The following is a 16,920-nucleotide window of genomic DNA, read 5'->3' as shown; positions in this document are numbered from 1 at the left end:
CTGTGATCGAGTGGATTGAGTACCTGGTGCTGGGCATCGTGATGGGCGGCGTGGGCGGGATATTCGGGATCGGGGGCGGCATGATCGCCATTCCGGTGCTGGGCATCCTGTTCGGCCTCGACCAGCAGTTGGCCCAGGGTACGGCGCTGGTGATGGTGGTGCCGAATGTGGTGCTGGCGCTGCATCGCTACAACCAGCGCAACCGCATCGAGCTGCGCCATGCGTTGCCACTGGTCTTGATGAGTTTCTGCTTTGCCTGGTTCGGCGCGCTCTGGGCGGTCGGACTGGATCCGCGCAGCATGCGCCTGGGCTTTGTCGGTTTTCTCCTGGTGCTGGCGCTTTTCTATCTGGTGCGTCTGTTCATGGCACAGTCGCCGGTGTCGGCGCACATGCGCTATCCCTGGCCATGGCTGGGGGTACTGGGGGCGGCGTCGGGGACCATGGGCGGCTTGTTCGGGGTGGGCGGGGCCGTGGTGGCCACGCCGTTCCTGACCAGTGTCTTCGGTACTTCGCAGGTGGTGGCCCAGGGCCTGTCGCTGGCCCTGGCACTGCCGAGCACCAGCGTCACCCTGGTAACTTACGCGGTGCATGGCGAGGTGGACTGGCGCATGGGCATCCCCATGGCCATCGGCGGCTTGCTGAGTATCAGCTGGGGGGTGAAAGTGGCCTACGCCTTGCCCGAGAAAGTCCTGCGCGGCCTGTTCTGCGCCTACCTGGTGCTCGGCGCGCTGCTGCTCGGCTTCAAGGTTTGAAGCCTTCGACGATGTGCTCGGCCAGGCATTCGGTGATCGGCGAAGGCTTGTTCAGGTTGCGTATCAGCATGATGTTCAGCAGGGGCAACTGAGGCATGCCTTCGGTTTCGCCGAGGATCCGCCAGTCCTGGGGGATCAGGCTTTCCAACTGGGCGGTCATCGCCAGTCCGGCGTTGACCACCGCCATGATCGTCGACAGGCTCGGGCAGGCATAGGCCAGGCGATAGTCGCGGCCGCGGGCATCGAGGGCGTTGCAGGCCCATTGGGTGCAGAAGCAGTCCATCCCATCCATGGCCAGTGGCAAGGGGTTCTGTTCGTGGATCGCGGCATTCTGGGCCTCGGCCCAGACCAGGCGCTCCTGGCGCAGCAACTGGCCTAGTTCGCTGCCCGGCTTGCGGGTGACGATGGTCAGGTCCAGGTCCTGGCGTTGCAGCAACTGCGTGGAGGATTCGCAGTTCACTTCGAGCTGGATCAGCGGATAGAACTGCGCGAAACGCGACAGGATGCCCGGCATGAAGCGCATCACGTAGTCATCCGGCACACCGATCCGTACCAGGCCGACCATATGGGGCTCGCGCAGGGTATTGAAGACTTCGCTCTGCAGTTTGAGGATGCGCCGGGCGTAGCCGAGCAGCACCTGGCCCTCGGCGGTCAGGCGCATCTGGCGCCCATCGCGTTCGAACAACTGGCGCTGGACCACATCTTCTTCCAGGCGCTTCATCTGCATGCTGACGGCCGATTGCGTGCGGTTGACCTGTTCGCCGGCCTTGGTGAAGCCACCGTGCTCGGCGATGGCGACAAAGGTGCGCAGGACGTCGGTATCGATGCTCGGGTAGCTGGACAACTCATCAATCTCCGAGATGTATTGCATAAGAAACATTCGTTGGATTGATCTTAGCCCCGGGCGGAGACTTTAGTCATCCCCAACTGGAGGGCAAGATGATGAAAGGTCAAAAAGGTTATCTGCTGGTGGGCGCGGCCTCGCACTCGGGGTTTTCGCCAAGGGCCCTGTGGCAGCGGCTGGTCCGTTGGCACGATCTGTCGCGCGAGCGCCAGCTGCTCGCGGCGATGAGTGACGACGCGCTCAAGGACATGGGCCTCAGCCGCGCCGACGTCGACCGGGAAACCCACCAGCACTTCTGGAACGATCCGCTGGGCAAGGGCCGTTGATGAGACTACACAAGCAGGGGGCGACTGCGGTAGCGTGCGGGTTCACAAGGAGGCGTGCATGCCCGCAGACCTGTCGTTTTCATTGAAGCAAGCCCGGCGCCTGGCGCTGGCCGCCCAGGGGTTCCAGGGTCGCAGGGCCCAGGCGTCGATCAAGCCGTTGCACGTCAATCGCCTGATCGAGCGCCTGGGGGTCGTGCAGATCGATTCGGTCAATGCCCTGGTGCGTTCCCATTACCTGCCGTTGTTTTCCCGTCTCGGCAATTACTCTTCCGACCTGCTCGACCAGGCGGCCTGGAGCCAGGGCCGGCGTCGTACCCTGTTCGAATACTGGGGACACGAAGCTTCGCTGTTGCCGATGGCGCTGTATCCGCTGATGCGCTGGCGCATGGAGCGGGCTTCCCGTGGCGAGGGCATCTATCAGCAGATGGCGCGCTTCGGCCGCGAGCAGCAGGCGACCATTCGCCGGGTCCTGGCGCTGGTCGAGGAGCGCGGTGCGCTGGGGGCCGGCAGCCTGTCGAGTCGTGAGGAAAAGGCCGGGCCCTGGTGGGACTGGAGCGCCGAGAAGCATGCGCTGGAGTGGCTGTTCGCCGCCGGTGAGGTGACGGTGGCCGGGCGCCGGGGTTTCGAACGGCTCTATGACCTGCCGGAGCGGGTGATTCCTTCGGCAGTGCTCGGGCAGCCGCTGATCGACGAAGCCGAGGCCCAGCGCGGTTTGTTGCGCCAGGCCGCGGCGGCCCTCGGGGTGGCGACGGAGAAGGATCTGCGCGATTACTTCCGCCTGGACCCGGCCGACAGTCGGGCGCGCCTGGCGGAGTTGCTCGAGGCCGGCGAGTTGCGGGCGGGCGAGGTGCAGGGCTGGCGCCAGCCGGTGTACTGCCTGGCGGATATCAAGGTGCCGCGCAAGGTCGAGGCCAGCGCGTTGCTGTCGCCGTTCGACTCGCTGATCTGGGAGCGCAGCCGTACCGAGCGGTTGTTCGACTTCCGTTACCGCCTGGAAATCTATACGCCGCAGCACAAGCGGGTGTATGGCTACTACGTGCTGCCGTTCCTGCATGGCGAACGCATCGCCGCGCGGGTCGACCTGCGTGCGGAGCGGGCGCTCGGGCGCCTGGCGGTGCATGCCGTGCACGAGGAAGAGCAGGGGCTGGATGAGGCGGGGATGGCCGCGCTGGCCGTCAGTTTGCGGCAACTGGCCGACTGGCTGGGGTTGCCGGATATTCAGCTCAACTGCCAGCGGGTCAGTGCGCAGCGGTTGCGCGGTTTGCTCTGACTCCCGGGTAGGGCGCTGCCTGGAAGGGCCTCTTCGCGGGCAGGCCCGACGCCTGCGGACTTATGTCGTCTGCAGGAGCCGGGCTTGCCCGCGAAGGCGGTCTGACGAACCACGAAAAACCGCCTGAATCAGCGCCGCACCTGCTTCAACGTCTCGGCAATCAGGAACGCCAGCTCCAGCGACTGATCGGCGTTCATCCGCGGATCGCAATGGGTGTGATAGCGGTCCGACAGGCCATCTTCGGTGATCGGCCGTGCGCCGCCGATGCACTCGGTGACATTCTGCCCGGTCATCTCGATATGAATCCCGCCGGCATAACTGCCTTCGGCCTGGTGCACCTGGAAGAACTGCTTCACCTCACTGAGGATCTGTGCGAAGTCGCGGGTCTTGTAGCCGCTGCTGGCCTTGATGGTGTTGCCGTGCATCGGGTCGGAACTCCACAGCACCTTCTTGCCTTCGCTTTCCACAGCGCGGATCAGTTGTGGCAGGTGATCGCCGACCTTGTTCGCGCCCATGCGCACGATCAGGTTCAGGCGGCCAGGGTCGTTGTCCGGGTTGAGAATATCGATCAGGCGGATCAGGTCGTCGGTGTTCATGCTCGGGCCGACCTTGACCCCGATCGGGTTGTTCACCCCGCGCAGGAACTCGACGTGGGCGCCGTCGAGCTGACGGGTACGGTCGCCGATCCACAGCATATGGGCCGAGCAGTCGTAGTAGTCGTTGGTCAGGCTGTCGCGGCGGACAAAGGCTTCTTCGTAGTTCAGCAGCAGCGCTTCATGGGCGGTGAAAAAACTGGTCTCGCGCAGTTGCGGCGAGCTGTCCATGCCGCAGGCGCGCATGAACGCCAGGGTTTCATCGATGCGGTCGGCCAGCTGGCTGTATTTCTCGGCCAGGGCCGAGTTGGCGATAAAGTCCAGGTTCCATTTGTGTACCTGGTGCAGGTCGGCGAAGCCGCCCTGGGCAAAGGCGCGCAGCAGGTTCAGGGTGGCGGTGGCCTGGTGATAGGACTGCAGCAGGCGGTCCGGGTCGGGCACGCGGCTTTTTTCATCGAAGCCGATGCCGTTGACGATATCGCCACGGTAGGCCGGGAGGGTCACGCCGTTGATGGTTTCGTCGTTGGCCGAGCGCGGCTTGGCGAACTGGCCGGCCATGCGTCCGACCTTGACCACCGGGCAGCCGGCGGCGAAGGTCATGACAATGGCCATCTGCAGCAGCACCTTGAAGGTGTCGCGGATCTTGGCGGCCGAGAATTCCGCGAAACTCTCCGCGCAGTCGCCGCCCTGGAGCAGGAAGGCCCGGCCCTGGGTCACTTCGGCGAACTGCCGGCGCAGTTCGCGGGCTTCGCCGGCAAACACCAGGGGCGGGTAGCTGGCCAGGCTTTGCTCGACGCGCAGCAGGTGGGCGGCATCCGGGTAATGAGGTTGTTGCTGGATCGGCAGGGCGCGCCAGCTGTCAGGGCTCCAGGGGTGGCTCATCATGAACTCTAGTGTTGACGGTCGGAGTCCCATGTTAGCAGCAATTAGTACGTGACCTGCTCCCGTGGCTTGGCCGACAATCGGCGCTTTCCCGCTCGTAGCCGAGCGGCTTGATTCATCGCGACGGCAGGGGCCGCTCGCGGCAAGGAGATGAAATGTCTGAGGAGCGCGTCGAGCGTCTGCTGGCTGAAGTGCACGACGACTTCGGCATGATTCGCGTGCTGGAAGTGGACGACTACCGCTTTCTCGAATTTGGCGATGCGATCGAGCAGAGCTGCGTGTTCACCGCTGATCCCAGTTGGCTGGAATATGACTATACCCGGGCCATGCTCATCGGCGCGCTGTGCCACGAGTTGCCCGAGAGCGCGCTGTTCCTCGGGCTGGGGGCCGGGACACTGACCCAGGCCTGCCTGAAGTTCCTGCCGCTGGAAGATGTCGAGGCCATCGAACTGCGCCCGGACGTGCCGCGCCTGGCCATCGAGTACCTGGGGCTGGACGACGACCCGCGTCTCTACATCCGGGTCGGCGATGCCCTGGAACTGCTGGAAACCGCGGAGTCGGCGGACCTGATCTTCGTCGACCTCTATACCGATGTCGGCCCGGGGGTGGGGCATCTGGCCTGGACCTTCCTGGAGAACTGCCAGAAGAAGCTCAATCCCGGCGGCTGGCTGGTGATCAACCAGTGGGCCACCGACGATGGCAAGCCCCTGGGCGCGGCGCTGTTGCGCGGGTTGTACCACCGGCATTACTGGGAACTGCCGGTGAAGGAGGGCAACGTCATCCTCATCGTCCCGGCGGACCTGGACCAGGTGCTGGACCGCGACGCCCTGATCGGCCGCGCCGATGAGCTGGCGCCGCGCCTGGGCTATTCGTTGCAGTCGTTGATCAGGGATATCCGCCCGGCGACCTGAGGTTCAGCGCCCCTTGAATTCGCTGGGGCGTTTTTCCAGCATGGCGCGCACGCCTTCCGCGGCGTCCTCGCTGGTCAGCAGTTTCTTGACCAGCGCCGGCAGGCTCGCCGCCGCGGCCGTCTCCCCTTCGTAGCGGGCCTGGCGCGCCGAGGTCAGTGTCGCCTGGACACCCAGCGGCGCCTGTCGCGCGATGCGTTCGGCCAGTTGCAGGGCTCTTGGCAGCAAGTCTTCGCTGGCCATCACTTCCTGCACCAGCCCGAGGCGCAGCGCCTCGTGGGCGTCGAACTCGTCGCCGGTCAGCAGCCAGCGCATCGCGTTGCCCCAGCCGGCGATCTGCTGGAAGCGCAGGGTCGCGCCGCCGAAGGGAAAGATCCCGCGTTGCACTTCCATCTGGGCAAACCGGGTGTTGCTGGCGCACAGGTTGATATCCGCGGCGAGCATCAGCTCGATGCCGATGGTCAGGCAGTAGCCCTGCGCCGCGACGATGACCGGTTTGCTGACCCGGGGGCCGGCAAATACGCCCCAGGGATCACAACCGCCGGTCGGTATCTTCCAGCCTTCGGCCATGGTCGCGCCGACCTTGGCCAGGTCCAGGCCGGCGGTGAAGTGTTCGCCATGGCCGAAGACCACGGCGACCCGCGACTGTTCGTCGCGCTCGAACTCGCCATAGGCCAGGCTCAGTTCGTCGAGCAGGTCGAGGTCGAAGGCATTGCGCTTGGCGACCCGGTCCAGGCCGAGCAGCAGGACATGACCACGTTGTTCACGGCTGACACGACTGGCGGCGGGCTGATTCATGGGGCAGTTCCTGGGTAGGGGAGCGAAGCCGCGGGCCGGCGTAGCCGACCTGATGGGTGAACCGTTTAAGCACCAAAGCACGCCCGTAGAAAATAACGCTTTGGCCGCCGATCCGCAAAGCCTGAAACAGACGGGCGTCTACCGGCTTTTGCCGATAAATAAATCTCCCTTTTTTCGCCAATTCCGGTATAGTGCGCGCCGGCCTTTAACCGGGCCGCGTTTAGGTAATGCAATTCCCCGAAGCCAGCTTCGGCTGCTGTTCGCCCTGCGGACTATCCTTGACGATTCTTTCATTCAATCGTTTTCGCAAATCCCCGCCGACAAAGCTGCCAGGGTGACTCTCAGAGTCTTACACGGCATGTGCAGCTTTGGAGCATGGGTCTTTGCGGATGCACTTAGAGGCAGACCCATGACCCAGGAAATCGGCGGCTTCGCCGCTCTTGAACTTCATCCCAATATTGTCGCTGCAGTAGTCGCTACCGGCTATGAAGAGCCTTCGGCCATTCAGCAGCAGTCAATTCCGATCATCCTTGCCGGTCACGACATGATTGGTCAGGCACAAACCGGTACCGGTAAAACGGCCGCTTTCGCCCTGCCTATCCTTCACCGCATCGATCCGTCCAAGCGCGAGCCGCAAGCTCTGATCCTGGCCCCAACCCGTGAGTTGGCGCTGCAAGTTGCAACCGCTTTCGAAACCTACGCCAAGCAGATGCCGGGCGTGACTGTTGTGGCTGTCTACGGCGGCGCGCCGATGGGCCCACAATTGAAAGCAATCCGGAATGGCGCGCAGATCGTTGTCGCCACCCCGGGCCGTCTGTGCGACCACCTGCGTCGCGACGAAAAAGTCCTGGCGACCGTGAACCACCTGGTTCTCGACGAAGCCGACGAAATGCTCAAGCTGGGCTTCATGGATGACCTGGAAGTCATCTTCAAGGCCATGCCGGAAAGCCGCCAGACCGTCCTGTTCTCGGCCACCCTGCCGCAATCGATCCGTGCCATCGCCGAGCGCCACCTGCGCGATCCGAAGCACGTGAAGATCCAGAGCAAGACCCAGACCGTCACCGCGATCGAGCAGGCCCACCTGCTGGTTCACGCCGACCAGAAGACCTCGGCCGTGCTGAGCCTGCTGGAAGTCGAGGACTTCGATGCCCTGATCATGTTCGTGCGCACCAAGCAAGCGACCCTGGACCTGGCCAGCGCCCTGGAAGCCAAAGGCTACAAGGCCGCCGCGCTGAACGGCGACATCGCCCAGAACCAGCGTGAGCGCGTGATCGATTCCCTCAAGGATGGCCGCCTGGACATCGTTGTGGCAACCGACGTGGCTGCTCGTGGCCTGGACGTTCCGCGCATCACCCACGTATTCAACGTGGACATGCCGTACGATCCGGAATCCTACGTTCACCGTATCGGCCGTACCGGCCGTGCCGGTCGCGAAGGTCGTGCGCTGCTGCTGGTGACTCCACGCGAGCGCCGCATGCTGCAAGTGATCGAGCGTGTGACCGGTCAGAAAGTTGCTGAAGTCCGCCTGCCGGATGCCCAGGCCGTTCTCGATGCGCGCATCAAGAAGCTGACCAACAGCCTGTCGCCACTGGTGGCCGATGCCGAATCGACCCACGGTGATCTGCTCGATCGCCTGACCGCCGATATCGGTTGCAGCCCGCGTGCCCTGGCCGCGGCCCTGCTGCGCAAGGCGACCAACGGTCAAGCGCTGAACCTGGCCGCTATCGAGAAAGAGCGTCCACTGGTGCCGAACAATGCACCACGTGGCGATCGTCCGGAGCGTTCGGGCGACCGTCCCGAGCGTAGCGATCGCGAGCGTCGTGCCCCGATCCCGCTGGCCGAAGGCCGTGCCCGCTGCCGTACCGCGCTGGGCGCGCGTGACGGTATCGCCGCCAAGAACCTGCTGGGCGCCATCCTCAATGAAGGTGGCCTGGCTCGTGAAGCGATCGGTCGCATCCAGGTGCGCGACAGCTTCAGCCTGGTGGAACTGCCGGAAGATGGTCTGGAGCGTCTGCTGACCAAGCTGAAGGACACCCGCGTTGCCGGCAAGCAGCTCAAGCTGCGTCGCTATCGCGAGGATTGATCGACAGGCGTCGACAGACGTTGCGTTGATTGATCGATAAAAAAATCCCCGACTGGTTCGGGGATTTTTTTTGCCTGCTCCTGGAGGATTGACGTTTCACCGCGAAATATCTCGCTACCCGGAACCTTGTGGGAGCCGGCTTGCCGGCGATGAGGCCCGTGAGGTTGGCATTCACCTGACGGACGCCATCGCCGGCAAGCCGGCCCCACAAAAGCGCTGTCAGGCGAAGCGATAGATGTCCATGCCCAGCGCGCCCATGGTGAAACCCTGATGGGCGATGCTCATCCGGGCGCCGGCGCCACGGGCGAAGTACAGCGGCAGCAGGTGCTCGTCGCTGGGGTGGCTGCGCACCGCGTAGGGGGCCTGTTTGCGGTAGTCGTGCAGGGCGGCTTCGTCATCGGTGGCGAGTTTGTCGACCATCCAGTCGCGAAACGCCTTGGCCCATGGCTCGATGGTTTCCGGGCCGGCATGCCAGTCCAGTTCGCCGAGGTTGTGGGTGATGCTGCCGGAACCGATCAGCAGGATATCCTGGTCCCGCAGGCTGCGCAGGGCCTGGCCGACCTGGGTCTGCAACGCCGGGCCCTGGCGGCTGGGCAGGGAGACCTGGACCACCGGGATATCGGCTTGCGGATACATCAGCGACAGCGGCACCCAGACGCCGTGGTCGAACGGCCGGTTGTTATCCAGGCGGGCGGGCAGGCCGCTGGCCGTCAACCGCTGGGCTACCTCGGCGGCCAGTTGCGGTTCGCCCGGCGCCGGGTATTGCACGGCGAACAGTTCGCGGGGGAAGCCGCCGAAGTCGTGCCAGGTTTCCGGGTGCGGGTTGCTGCTGACCAGCAACTCCTGGCTTTCCCAGTGGGCCGAGACGATCACGATGGCTTTCGGGCGTGGCAGTTCGGCGGCCAGCCGGGCCAGCGCCGGGCCACTGGCACCGGGTTGCAGCGCCAGCATCGGCGAGCCGTGTGAGATAAACAGGCTGGGGAGCATAATAAAGGTCCTGAGCGTTAAGATGAGATCATCTTCGGTCAGATCATTGATCTAAATCTAATATAAGTTTTGATAGGTTTTAATCGAATTTCCTGAGGTCAATCATGCAGCCCGAGTTTTGGCACAAACGCTGGGAGTTCAACCAGATCGGTTTTCATCTGGATCAGGTCAATCCCTGTCTGCAACGCTTCTGGCCGGACCTGGCGCTGGAGCCCGAGGCGCGGGTGCTGGTGCCGCTCTGTGGCAAGAGCCTCGACCTCGCCTGGCTGGCGGCCCAGGGGCTGCGGGTACTGGGCGTGGAACTGTCGGAGAAGGCCGTGGAGGCCTTTTTTGCCGAGCAGCAGCTCAAGCCGCAGGTGCGCGAGCACGGTGCCTTGCGGATCTACGAGGCCGGGCCGCTGGAGCTCTGGTGCGGGGATTTCTTCGCCCTGACCGCGGCGGACGTCGCCGACTGCACGGCGCTTTATGATCGTGCGGCGCTGATCGCCTTGCCGCTGGAGATGCGCGCGCGTTACACGGCGCATCTGACACGGATCCTGCCGGGTGGCTGCCAGGGTTTGCTGATCACCCTTGATTACGATCAGGCGCAGATCGACGGCCCGCCGTTCGCGGTACTCGATGGTGAGGTCCGGCGTCTGCTGGAGCCGCAGTGGCAATTGCGCATGGAGGAGGAGCGGGATGTGCTCGGCGAGAGCTGGAAGTTTCTCCAGGCGGGTGTCACACGACTGGAAGAGCGGGTGTACCGGTTGGAGAAGATTGCTTGAGGGTGTGGGTAGGTTGGTAGCTGGTGGGTGTTGAGGCTGTGTGGGCTTTATGTGGTGGGCTTGTGTGGGAGGGCTTGTGTGGGAGCGGGCTTGCCCGCGAAGCTTTTGGCGCTCTTGATGACGCCTTCGCGGGCAAGCCCGCTCCCACAAGAGCCTGCTCCCACACAACCATGCCCCCGTATAGCCTCGGGGGCAGGGTCAGGTCAGCCGCGACGACGCAGGGCGTCGATGCGCTCTTCCAGCGGGGGGTGGCTCATGAACATCTTCGCCAGGCCCTGCTTCAGGCCGCCGTTGATGCCGAAGGCGTTCAGGGTGTCGGGCATGTGCACCGGCAGGCCCTGTTCGGAACGCAGGCGCTGCAGGGCGCTGATCATCGCGGCGGTACCGGCCAGGCTGGCACCGGCTTCGTCGGCGCGGAATTCGCGTTTGCGCGAGAACCACATGACGATGGCGCTGGCCAGGAAGCCCAGGACCAGTTCGGCGAAGATGGTCGCCACGTAGTAGGCGATACCCTGGCCTTCTTCGTTCTTGAAGATGACCTTGTCGACGAAGTTGCCGATGATCCGCGCGAAGAACATCACGAAGGTGTTCACCACGCCTTGCACCAGCGCCAGGGTGACCATGTCGCCATTGGCCACGTGGCCGATCTCGTGGGCCAGCACGGCCTTCACTTCATCGGGCGAAAAGCGCTCCAGCAGGCCCTGGCTGACGGCAACCAGGGCATCGTTCTTGTTCCAGCCGGTGGCGAAGGCGTTCGCCTCGTAGGCGGGGAAGATACCGACTTCCGGCATCTTGATCCCGGCTTCGCGAGACAGTTGCTCGACGGTCTGCAGCAGCCATTGTTCGTGGCGGGTGCGTGGCTGGGTGATGATTTGGGTACTGGTGCTCATCTTCGCCATCCACTTGGAGATGAACAGCGAGAACAGCGAGCCGGCGAAACCAAAGACCGCACAGAAGATCAGCAGCTGATTGAGGTTGAGATCAACCCCGTTGGCCGCCATGAACCCGTTGAAGCCGAAAAGGCTCAGGGTGATGCTGGCAATCAGCACGACCGCCAGGTTAGTGGCCAAGAACAGCAGGATGCGCATCATGGTTGAAAGTTTCTCCTCATCTAAAGATGTAGCGTCATGCGGGGTATATAAGGTGCCGCTACCGCCTATTCAACCGGGTGACTATTTCAAACTGTGTCCTACAGCTCGATTCTAGAATCCTGCCAGTCATTTCCGAAGCGCGGAAGCCGATTTTTTCTTGCAGCAGCGCCTCCAGTCACTTCAGAAACCGCGCCGCAGAGCCTTTGACAGCTCCCTGCGGAACAGTTCGATGAGTGACGCACGCGCATACAAAAAACAGCCGATGAGAGGGGGGCTACGCTGCAACTCTTTCCTGGAGTCGCAGCGGGTTGTAGGAGATTACTGGCGGTAGGATTTCAGGAAGTTGCCAATGCGACCGATGGCCTGTTCCAGGTCGTCGACCCGTGGCAGGGTGACGACGCGGAAGTGATCCGGCCACGGCCAGTTGAACGCGGTACCCTGGACGATCAGCAGCTTCTCCGAGAGCAGCAGGTCCAGCACGAACTTCTCGTCGTTGTGGATCGGGCAGACCTTCGGATCGATCCGTGGGAAGGCATACAGCGCGCCCATGGGCTTCACGCAACTGACACCGGGAATGTCGTTGAGCAGTTCCCAGGTGCGGTTGCGCTGTTCCAGCAGGCGGCCGGGCGGCAGCACCAGGTCGTTGATGCTCTGGTAGCCGCCGAGGGCGGTCTGGATCGCGTGCTGGCTCGGCACGTTGGCGCACAGGCGCATGTTCGCCAGCATGTCGATGCCCTCGATGTAGCTCTGGGCATTGTGCTTGGGACCGGAAATCGCCACCCAGCCGGAGCGGAAACCCGCGACCCGGTAGGACTTGGACAGGCCGTTGAAGGTCAGGCACAGCAGGTCCGGGGCCAGCGAGGCGGTGCAGATGTGCACGGCGTCGTCGTAGAGGATCTTGTCGTAGATCTCGTCGGAAAACACCACCAGGTTGTGTTGGCGGGCCAGTTCCAGCATGCCCAGCAGCACTTCCTTCGAATACACCGCGCCGGTCGGGTTGTTCGGGTTGATGATCACCAGGGCCTTGGTGTTCGGGGTGATCTTGGCCTTGATGTCGGCCAGGTCGGGCCACCAGTTGGCCTGTTCGTCGCACAGGTAGTGCACCGGGTTGCCGCCGGAAAGGGTGACGGCGGCGGTCCACAGCGGGTAGTCCGGTGCCGGGACCAGCACTTCGTCGCCGTTGTTGAGCAGCGCCTGCATCGACATCACGATCAGTTCGGAGACGCCGTTGCCCAGGTAGATGTCTTCGATACCGACACCTTCGACCTGCTTCTGCTGGTAATACTGCATGACCGCCTTGCGGGCGCTGAACAGGCCCTTGGAGTCGCTGTAGCCCTGTGCGGTCGGCAGGTTGCGGATCACGTCCTGGAGAATTTCGTCCGGCGCTTCGAAACCAAAGGGCGCCGGGTTGCCGATGTTCAGCTTGAGGATGCGATGGCCTTCCTCTTCCAGGCGTTTGGCGTGCTTGAGCACCGGGCCGCGAATGTCATAACAGACGTTGGCGAGCTTGTTCGATTTGCTGACCTGCATGGCGATTTGATCCCGAAAATGGACGATCCGGGCGACTCGCTGAGCGCCCTGGCAATACTGCGTTTTCAGCGCGTCCCGTGGTCCCTGGCCAGCGCTCGGAAAATCCGATTTGAATGCGCCTGGCGCGGGTGCCAGACTGGCGTTCAACGAGGCGCAATCATACGTGCCACCCGATCCGCGGAAAAGATACAGATCGGGGTTTTTCAGTCGCCGAGGTGTAACGATGGAAAAGCTTGAGAAAACCCTGGAAGAATGGCGCGCCATGCTCGATCCGGAGCAGTACAACGTCTGTCGCCTGAAGGGCACGGAGCGGCCGTTTTCGGGCAAGTACAATGGCACCAGGACAGATGGTGTCTATCATTGCATCTGTTGCAACGCGCCGCTGTTCGACTCGAAGTCGAAATTCGATTCGGGTTGCGGCTGGCCGAGTTTCTACGAACCGATCGGCGAGAACGCGATGGTCGAGATCCGTGACATCAGCCACGGCATGATTCGCACCGAGGTGGTCTGCGCCAGGTGCGATGCACACCTGGGCCATGTGTTCCCGGACGGTCCGCCGCCGACCGGCCTGCGTTACTGCATCAACTCCGTGTGCCTGGACCTGGTCCCCCGGGGCTGAGTCCTGCCACAGGCACCGCCCCCGCGGGGGCGGTGTTATCAAATGGCGATATGGTGTGGCATCAGTCCGGGAAATTGAATTGTGTGCAATTCAATTGCTCGCTATTTTATCTGGCATTCAATGGAGGAACTGTCATGAGCGCAAACCTGCTGAACATCCCGTGTACCACCATCAAGGGTGAGCAAAAGACCCTCGGCGATTTCGCCGGCAAGGCCGTACTGGTGGTCAACACCGCCAGCAAGTGCGGTTTCACCCCGCAATACAAGGGCCTTGAACAGCTCTGGCAGAACTACAAGGACCAGGGCCTGGTGGTTCTCGGTTTTCCCTGCAACCAGTTCGGCAAGCAGGAGCCGGGCAACGAAGGCGCGATTTCCGAGTTCTGCGAGCTGAACTACGGCGTCAGCTTCCCGCTGTTCAAGAAGATCGAGGTCAATGGCGACGGCGCTCACCCGTTGTTCGTGCAACTGAAGAAAGACGCCCCGGGCCTGCTGGGTTCCGAGCGCATCAAATGGAACTTCACCAAGTTCCTGATCGGCAAGGACGGCAAGCTGGTGAAGCGTTTTGCCCCGCTGACCAAACCCGAGGACCTGACCCGCGAGATTGAAGCCCTGCTCAAATGAATGACCTGTCCCTCGATTCCCTGCGTCTCGATCGTCAGTTGTGCTTCAAGCTGTATGCGGCTTCGCGGGCGGTTATCCGGGGTTACAAGCCCATGCTCGAGCAGTTGGGCCTGACTTATCCACAGTACCTGGTGATGCTGGTGCTGTGGGAATGGCACGAAGCCGCGCCGGAGCAGCCGACGGTCAAGGCCCTGGGCGAGCGCCTGTTGCTCGACTCGGGGACGCTCACGCCGTTGCTCAAGCGCCTGGAGCAGGTGCGGTTCGTGCAGCGCCAGCGTTCGCCCCGCGATGAACGTGAAGTGCACCTGAGCCTGACGGCATCCGGCGTGGCCCTGCGTGAGCAGGTTGCACCGCTCAAGGCGCGCCTGCTCTGTGACAGCGGTGTCGACCTGGGTCGGCTCGATGAACTGCGTGACGGCCTCGATCAGTTGCTGGCGTATATCAGGGAGCCGTAGGCGGGACCCAGAGTTCCAGCAGCGCCATCAACTCCTCGCGCCGGAACGGTTTTGCCAGGTAGTCGTTCATGCCCGCCGCGCGGCAGCGTTCACGTTCTTCGGGCATGGCGTTGGCGGTCAGCGCGACGATCGGCAGATGCGGCCAGCGTCCGCTGCGGCGGATCTGCCGGCTGGCTTCGTAACCGTCCATGACCGGCATGTTGCAGTCCATCAGCACCATGTCGAAATCCTTGTGTTCCAACTGGCTGAGGGCCTCGCCGCCATGGGCGGCGACGGTCACTTCGCAGCCCAGCTTGCCGAGCATGCCCTTGGCCACCAGTTGATTGACCGGATTGTCCTCCACCAGCAGGATGCGCCCGCGGCGTTGTGGCTGGTTGACCTGGGCCTGCACCGCCTGGTCGGTCGGATCGTCCGCCTGCAGGGTGCGTTGCAGGATCTGATACAGCGCGTTGCGCGCCAGGGGGCGGGCCTGCTGTTGCAAGGGGGCCAGGGCGGCGGCCTGTTCGCTGGGCATGAAGTTGCCGTAGGCGGTCACCAGCAGGATCGGTGCGGTGATGGCCGGGCGCAGCCCGAACAGGCATTCCGGGCAATCGGTAATCAGCAGGTCGGCCTGCAGGCCGGCGAGGCTGTCGTCGAGTCCGTAGCGCTGGTAATCCAGGCCCCAGGCCGGCAACTGGTTGCCGAGCAACTCGCTCAGGCCGCTGGCCGGTGAGCTGACGGCGATGATCTTGCCCTTGAGCTGCTTGGGCGTGGCGGCCGGTGTATGGCTGGGCAACGGCAGTTCGGCGCAGAACTGGCTGCCGAAGCCGACTTCGGAGTTGATGGTCAGGCGGCCCTTCATGGCTTCGCAGAGGTTATGGGTCAGGGTCAGCCCCAGCCCGGTGCCGCCGTACTGGCGGGTGATACCGGCGCCGGCCTGGGTGAAAGGCTGGAAAATCTTCGCCTGGGCTTCCTGGGCGATCCCGATGCCGGTGTCGCAGACCTCGATCCGTACCCCGCCGTCACGGGCGGACAGGCGCACATCGACGCGGCCGAAACGGGTGAACTTCAGCGCGTTGGACAACAGGTTGCTGACGATCTGCCGCACCCGGGTCGGGTCGCCCAGTACCAGGGCCGGGAACTGCGGGTCGATCAGGCAGGCCAGTTCGACGCTCGGGGCGGCATTTTGCGAGAGCAGGTTGGCGGTATCCTCGACCAGCGCGCCGAGGTCGAAGGGGATTTTCTCCAGTTCCAGTTGCCCGGCGTCGAACTTCGACAGATCGAGGATATCGTTGAGCAGTTCCACCAGGACTTTTCCGGAGTCATGGGCAATCGACAACTGCTGGCGTTGCTCGGCATTCAGCGAGCTGTCGAGGGACAGTGCGATCATGCCCAGCAGGCCGTTCAGGGGGGTGCGGATCTCGTGGCTCATGTTGGCGAGGAAGGCCGAACGTGCCTGCGCCATGTTGAGGGCGGTGCTGCGGGCGACTTCCAGTTCTTCGTTGGACTGGCTCAGGCGGGCATTGATCGCCTTGAGCTCGGTGGTACGGGCCGAGACGATGTTTTCCAGTTGCCCGAGGTAATCGGTCAGGCGGTTCTCGGCATTGCGTCGTTGCTGGATCTCGGTGGCCATGGTGTCGAATTGCTGGTTGGCGACCTTGACCAGGACGCCGATCTCATCGCTCTCATGACCGGGGGGAAACTCCAGCCGCGATTGCCGGGCGGTTCCCGGTTGAGTGTTGCTCAGCGCGCGGATGACCCGCACCAGCGGCTTGGTCAGCATCACGTAGAACAGCCCGAGGAGGATGCCGGTCAGGATCAGGCTGCGGGCGAAGCCGTTGAGCAGGGTGACCTCGGCCCGCTTGAGGAAACGGATGCCAAAGGTGTAGGTGTCGACATCCAGGTGCAGGATACCGAGGGATTCGTTCGGCAGGTGGCTGAGAAACAGCCGGTCCTCGAATTGCCGGTCGGCGCCGAACAGATAATCGCTGATCATCCGGTAGTTGCCGCTCTGGCGGGGGCGCTCGACGCTGGCCAGCACCGATTTGTTGTTGTCGATCAACTGCGCCCGCAGCACGGCCGGCGAACGCAACAGGCCGAGGGTCAGTTCCTGGGCCAGTTCGGCATCGATGTTGTAGGCGATTCTGGAGGCCGGGTTGTGGCTGATTTCCAGCAGCGAAAGGATTTCACGATTGATGGAGGCGTTTTCGCTGGCATAATCGAGGCCGATCTGTACCAGGCTGAGCAGTGTCCCCAGGATAAACCCGACCAGCACGGTCAACCGGGCCTGCTTGTAGGACAAGCGCTGGGTGAATTTTATATCCATGGGGTGGTGTACCACGTTCGTTTCCCTTCGCCGGGCAAGCATAGCTGATCCTTCGGGGTCACCGGCAGGTGGTGATGGCGCCCCGAAACATTG

Annotated in this window: 16 protein-coding genes; 9 read left to right on the top strand and 7 right to left on the bottom strand. The window is 63.3% G+C overall.

Annotated elements, in window-relative coordinates; translation table 11 throughout:
- Positions 1 to 2 precede the first annotated feature (2 nt).
- Positions 3 to 752, top strand: coding sequence for a sulfite exporter TauE/SafE family protein (locus tag HX881_RS13870; RefSeq protein ID WP_017125865.1), 750 nt, complete (start codon positions 3 to 5; stop codon positions 750 to 752).
- Here the strand turns inward: HX881_RS13870 and HX881_RS13865 are convergent.
- Positions 742 to 1,596, bottom strand: a complete 855-nt coding sequence (locus HX881_RS13865; protein ID WP_177085407.1) for a LysR family transcriptional regulator — start codon at positions 1,594 to 1,596, stop codon at positions 742 to 744. The two genes, HX881_RS13870 and HX881_RS13865, sit on opposite strands and share 11 nt — an antisense overlap.
- A 98-nt stretch (positions 1,597 to 1,694) precedes the next feature.
- On the opposite strand from HX881_RS13865, the gene HX881_RS13860 reads away from it, so the two are divergent.
- Complete coding sequence (locus HX881_RS13860) at positions 1,695 to 1,922, top strand: DUF1127 domain-containing protein (RefSeq protein ID WP_042935266.1); 228 nt, start codon at positions 1,695 to 1,697, stop codon at positions 1,920 to 1,922.
- 58 nt (positions 1,923 to 1,980) lie between these two features.
- Entirely contained in the window at positions 1,981 to 3,192 is a 1,212-nt protein-coding gene (locus tag HX881_RS13855; protein WP_177085018.1) for a winged helix-turn-helix domain-containing protein, read from the top strand.
- A gap of 128 nt (positions 3,193 to 3,320) precedes the next feature.
- Here HX881_RS13855 and HX881_RS13850 read toward each other — a convergent pair whose 3' ends face one another.
- Positions 3,321 to 4,667: a class II 3-deoxy-7-phosphoheptulonate synthase gene (locus HX881_RS13850; protein WP_017125869.1), complete on the bottom strand. Its 1,347-nt coding sequence runs from the start codon at positions 4,665 to 4,667 to the stop codon at positions 3,321 to 3,323.
- A 155-nt stretch (positions 4,668 to 4,822) separates the two neighbouring features.
- Here HX881_RS13850 and HX881_RS13845 point away from each other — a divergent pair, with 155 nt between their 5' ends.
- Positions 4,823 to 5,578, top strand: coding sequence for a spermidine synthase (locus HX881_RS13845; RefSeq protein ID WP_017125870.1), 756 nt, complete (start codon positions 4,823 to 4,825; stop codon positions 5,576 to 5,578).
- Between the two features lie 3 nt (positions 5,579 to 5,581).
- On the opposite strand, the gene HX881_RS13840 is transcribed toward HX881_RS13845, so the two are convergent.
- Complete coding sequence (locus tag HX881_RS13840) at positions 5,582 to 6,373, bottom strand: crotonase/enoyl-CoA hydratase family protein (protein ID WP_177085016.1); 792 nt, start codon at positions 6,371 to 6,373, stop codon at positions 5,582 to 5,584.
- Positions 6,374 to 6,782: 409 nt separating this feature from the next.
- Between HX881_RS13840 and HX881_RS13835 the strand changes: the two genes are divergently transcribed.
- On the top strand, positions 6,783 to 8,456 hold the full coding sequence (locus HX881_RS13835) for a DEAD/DEAH box helicase (RefSeq protein WP_017125872.1): 1,674 nt from the start codon (positions 6,783 to 6,785) through the stop codon (positions 8,454 to 8,456).
- A gap of 219 nt (positions 8,457 to 8,675) precedes the next feature.
- Here HX881_RS13835 and HX881_RS13830 read toward each other — a convergent pair whose 3' ends face one another.
- Positions 8,676 to 9,443, bottom strand: coding sequence for a DODA-type extradiol aromatic ring-opening family dioxygenase (locus tag HX881_RS13830; protein ID WP_177085014.1), 768 nt, complete (start codon positions 9,441 to 9,443; stop codon positions 8,676 to 8,678).
- A 104-nt stretch (positions 9,444 to 9,547) separates the two neighbouring features.
- Here HX881_RS13830 and HX881_RS13825 point away from each other — a divergent pair, with 104 nt between their 5' ends.
- The gene (locus tag HX881_RS13825; protein WP_177085012.1) at positions 9,548 to 10,207 is read left to right on the top strand and encodes a thiopurine S-methyltransferase; all 660 of its coding nucleotides are present in this window, start codon (positions 9,548 to 9,550) and stop codon (positions 10,205 to 10,207) included.
- A 203-nt stretch (positions 10,208 to 10,410) separates the two neighbouring features.
- Here HX881_RS13825 and htpX read toward each other — a convergent pair whose 3' ends face one another.
- Together htpX and HX881_RS13815 are read right to left on the bottom strand one after the other, a co-directional pair.
- Complete coding sequence (gene htpX, locus HX881_RS13820) at positions 10,411 to 11,298, bottom strand: protease HtpX (protein ID WP_017125875.1); 888 nt, start codon at positions 11,296 to 11,298, stop codon at positions 10,411 to 10,413.
- A gap of 318 nt (positions 11,299 to 11,616) precedes the next feature.
- Positions 11,617 to 12,828, bottom strand: coding sequence for a pyridoxal phosphate-dependent aminotransferase (locus HX881_RS13815; RefSeq protein WP_017125876.1), 1,212 nt, complete (start codon positions 12,826 to 12,828; stop codon positions 11,617 to 11,619).
- A gap of 223 nt (positions 12,829 to 13,051) precedes the next feature.
- Here HX881_RS13815 and msrB point away from each other — a divergent pair, with 223 nt between their 5' ends.
- The 3 genes from msrB (at position 13,052) to HX881_RS13800 (ending at position 14,522) form a co-directional block, all read left to right on the top strand.
- The gene (gene msrB / locus HX881_RS13810) at positions 13,052 to 13,447 is read left to right on the top strand and encodes a peptide-methionine (R)-S-oxide reductase MsrB (protein WP_177085010.1); all 396 of its coding nucleotides are present in this window, start codon (positions 13,052 to 13,054) and stop codon (positions 13,445 to 13,447) included.
- A gap of 134 nt (positions 13,448 to 13,581) precedes the next feature.
- Complete coding sequence (locus tag HX881_RS13805) at positions 13,582 to 14,067, top strand: glutathione peroxidase (protein WP_017125878.1); 486 nt, start codon at positions 13,582 to 13,584, stop codon at positions 14,065 to 14,067.
- The gene (locus tag HX881_RS13800; RefSeq protein WP_017125879.1) at positions 14,064 to 14,522 is read left to right on the top strand and encodes a MarR family winged helix-turn-helix transcriptional regulator; all 459 of its coding nucleotides are present in this window, start codon (positions 14,064 to 14,066) and stop codon (positions 14,520 to 14,522) included. Before HX881_RS13805 ends, HX881_RS13800 begins: the two co-directional genes overlap by 4 nt.
- Here HX881_RS13800 and HX881_RS13795 read toward each other — a convergent pair.
- Positions 14,509 to 16,827, bottom strand: coding sequence for a hybrid sensor histidine kinase/response regulator (locus HX881_RS13795; protein ID WP_177085008.1), 2,319 nt, complete (start codon positions 16,825 to 16,827; stop codon positions 14,509 to 14,511). The two genes, HX881_RS13800 and HX881_RS13795, sit on opposite strands and share 14 nt — an antisense overlap.
- Positions 16,828 to 16,920: the final 93 nt, after the last annotated feature.

Origin of the sequence: Pseudomonas gingeri (genome assembly GCF_013386115.1) — a bacterium.
GTDB lineage: Bacteria > Pseudomonadota > Gammaproteobacteria > Pseudomonadales > Pseudomonadaceae > Aquipseudomonas > Aquipseudomonas gingeri.
The sequence above is the reverse complement of the archived record's forward strand: the minus strand, read 5'-3'. Positions and strand labels throughout refer to the sequence as shown.

Coding starts and splice junctions, on each gene's coding strand:
- HX881_RS13860 (WP_042935266.1), top strand. CDS start 1,695: ATGAAAGGTCAAAAAGGTTATCTGCTGGTGGGCGCGGCCTCGCACTCG.
- HX881_RS13855 (WP_177085018.1), top strand. CDS start 1,981: ATGCCCGCAGACCTGTCGTTTTCATTGAAGCAAGCCCGGCGCCTGGCG.
- HX881_RS13850 (WP_017125869.1), bottom strand. CDS start 4,667: ATGAGCCACCCCTGGAGCCCTGACAGCTGGCGCGCCCTGCCGATCCAG.
- HX881_RS13845 (WP_017125870.1), top strand. CDS start 4,823: ATGTCTGAGGAGCGCGTCGAGCGTCTGCTGGCTGAAGTGCACGACGAC.
- HX881_RS13840 (WP_177085016.1), bottom strand. CDS start 6,373: ATGAATCAGCCCGCCGCCAGTCGTGTCAGCCGTGAACAACGTGGTCAT.
- HX881_RS13835 (WP_017125872.1), top strand. CDS start 6,783: ATGACCCAGGAAATCGGCGGCTTCGCCGCTCTTGAACTTCATCCCAAT.
- HX881_RS13830 (WP_177085014.1), bottom strand. CDS start 9,443: ATGCTCCCCAGCCTGTTTATCTCACACGGCTCGCCGATGCTGGCGCTG.
- HX881_RS13825 (WP_177085012.1), top strand. CDS start 9,548: ATGCAGCCCGAGTTTTGGCACAAACGCTGGGAGTTCAACCAGATCGGT.
- htpX (WP_017125875.1), bottom strand. CDS start 11,298: ATGATGCGCATCCTGCTGTTCTTGGCCACTAACCTGGCGGTCGTGCTG.
- HX881_RS13815 (WP_017125876.1), bottom strand. CDS start 12,828: ATGCAGGTCAGCAAATCGAACAAGCTCGCCAACGTCTGTTATGACATT.
- msrB (WP_177085010.1), top strand. CDS start 13,052: ATGGAAAAGCTTGAGAAAACCCTGGAAGAATGGCGCGCCATGCTCGAT.
- HX881_RS13805 (WP_017125878.1), top strand. CDS start 13,582: ATGAGCGCAAACCTGCTGAACATCCCGTGTACCACCATCAAGGGTGAG.
- HX881_RS13800 (WP_017125879.1), top strand. CDS start 14,064: ATGAATGACCTGTCCCTCGATTCCCTGCGTCTCGATCGTCAGTTGTGC.
- HX881_RS13795 (WP_177085008.1), bottom strand. CDS start 16,827: ATGGATATAAAATTCACCCAGCGCTTGTCCTACAAGCAGGCCCGGTTG.